The 2,648-nt window shown below is 42.3% G+C and carries 1 protein-coding gene; it reads right to left on the minus strand.

What is annotated here, in order from left to right; genetic code table 11:
* Positions 1-48: 48 nt before the first annotated feature.
* Positions 49-2,648 (minus strand): PriCT-2 domain-containing protein (locus Q0212_RS10560; protein ID WP_297925223.1); only part of this gene is annotated, 2,600 nt, incomplete at its 5' end.

The following is a 2,648-nucleotide window of genomic DNA, read 5'->3' on the forward strand; positions in this document are numbered from 1 at the left end:
CGTAAATGGGGCGCGTATCTCTCGATTTTTTTCGCATCAGTACGCTAGTTAAAAAACACATTCATAATGCGTGCAATTGTGTAAGGCATTTTCGTCAATAACTTCTATACCTTTGGCACAATCCCATGCGTAATGCTCGCACTCACTACAACTCACTTTTTTGTCATTTAAGTCAATTTGTGCATTTTCTTGCTCGTTATTTAATATACGCGTACAAGAGGACAAAAAATAATCAGTTTTGGTGGTATCATCAAAACTGCTTGTTTTTTGGTCGTTTTGACTAAGGTTATATATATCCGTTGGCAAGTGCATCGGGTTTTGATGTTCACCAAGTTCACCATGTTCACCTTTTATAGCTAGTTTTGCCGTTTTTTTAGGCAAATACTTCAAGATACAACCAAAACCGTTTTTACCTGCTTTTTCGTTTATTTTGGCATTTATGCCAATTGTTCTAAATGCAGGGGCTAACCGTCTTAATATATCGGCAAAACCTTTTGCACTTCTTGGCCAACTTTCACCTGTGGGCTGGAATATGGTTAAGGCATCTAATAAACCTTTGACAGTGCCGTCAAAACCTTTGGGGTTTTCTTCAAGATAATCCATTGCAGCAACGGCTATGGGTGAAGACTCAAGCGTACGGTACACGCCTTCGGTGCGCTTGCTTTGATACTGTCTTAAAAAGGTTTTAGGGGCTTTACCTTGTACACGGGCAACGGCTTCACCAAGTAAGGTAAAATCAGCCATGCGTGGCAATTCGTGGCGGTCTATGTCGTTAATGGTGGGTAGGGTTGCCAATACTGAAACAAACATATCAAGTAAGCCTGTGAAGACTTCGGGGTAATGCTGCTCAAAAAGTTCTTCTACTTCATGCTCGGTTAATCGGCTTTCAATAACAGGCAAATCAATATGAATCGTTCTATCAAGCAAATCTTGCGCGGTTACATTGACAGGGATACCGTTTAAGATGATAGGCTTTTTAAGCTCAATCACCGTTTCATCACAAGTGGTGTGTAAGGTGCGAGTAGCGTACGCGCCCCCTGTGGACAATATGCAAAAAGCATCTTGATATGACGCGGATAAATGCGAGATGTTTTCATAACTGACAATATGGCCATGCTTGGCATTTACCCATATATCCTCAATGGCTTTAGGGGCGGTTCTTAGATTGCTTTTGTTTGGGTCAACTAGCTGTTTTAAGTGTTTTTGAGTGGTGCTTTTGGTGCTACCTTGCTCCCCTGTTAGCTCAAGCACTAGGTAGGGTGTATCGGGGCGCATACACTCAAGCAACCAAGTGATAACGGCATCATGGTCTTGTGGTGGAATGTTTACCAAGTGCCATAACTTAGATAAATCGCCTTGTGCTTTGGGTATAGGTAGGGGGCGCATATTGTCACCGCGTGTGAACAATACATCGGGGCTATCAATCACTTGCCAGCCTGTGCTAGTAACCTTTACCGCTTGCCATTTGTCATTACACAAGTCAAGCCAGTACGCGCTTTCATGCTTTGCTACGCGCATATAAACAGGCTTTTCTTCTCCATCAAACTTAGCTTGCCCAATGAGGGCGTTAATGGTTGCGTTTAAGATGTTGTCGGCTGGTGCTGTATCGTCTGCTTTGTATAACTCATTGGCTAACCATTCTCTAAAGCCTTTACTTTGTAGGTGGTAACATTGACGCGCACCATGCGCGATAAATACCGCATAAGGCTCTTTGTCTTTGTCGTGAAAAAACTCACATTGCTCTTTTGCAATATCAAGCAAGCGTTCGGTGGTGCTTTGCTCTTCTTCGCGTTCGGGCTTAATCAGTGCCTCAAGGTCACTAAGTTTAATTGCTCGGTTTTGCTTAATCTCATGGCGTACACGCGCATAGTTAGCTTTGCTGCTTGTATAAAGCGTCTTTAATGCTTCAATGGCGGTATCTTCAAACATTAAGCCAGCATCTTCTTTTGCTAATGCTTCGCGTACTGTTAAAAGCGCGGCATCAATCAACGATTCCTTACTACGCGGATTTTGCCAGCCTAAAGCCTGTGCTTTTGCAAATATCGCTTTGTAGCTGGTGCGGTCTGCTCCTAGTTTATGCCATTTTTTGACAACATCGTCATGGTCAAACTTAGGGCTTTTACTTGACCACTCCAGCCATAGGTTAAAACCAGCATCACCACTAATTGTTTTTAATCCACTGCCTATTGCTTGCCAGTCGGGATACTCCTCACAAGGTAGCATCAAAAGTGCTGATTTTAGGTCTTGCACCTGCTCATCGCTCAAAATACCATCAAAAGGGTCACTTTCATCATCTAAAAGGTGAACATGGTGAACATGGTGAACATTGTTTTTAGCTCCATCTTGCGAAATATATATATGATCCTTGCTAATTGGTTGGTTTTTAATCTTTTCGCTCTCTTGTACGCGTATATTATTTAAGCCTAAACCAACAATTAGTTTATTCACGCTGTAGGGGTAAAGGTCATCTTGCATGGTATGAATGTGCGTGATAAATGATTCGCCTTTGTTATGGCTAAACCCTGCAAGTCTCATAACACGGTTAATGTTATTTACGGCTTTATCACCATTAAACTTAGCGGCTAATTCTTGTTGTAGCTGCTTGAATTGCTCTAACTCGCAATTATTCACAAGCCAGTAGGCGTGCC

The sequence above is a fragment of the uncultured Agitococcus sp. genome, from assembly GCF_937920075.1.
Taxonomy (GTDB): Bacteria; Pseudomonadota; Gammaproteobacteria; order Pseudomonadales; family Moraxellaceae; genus Agitococcus.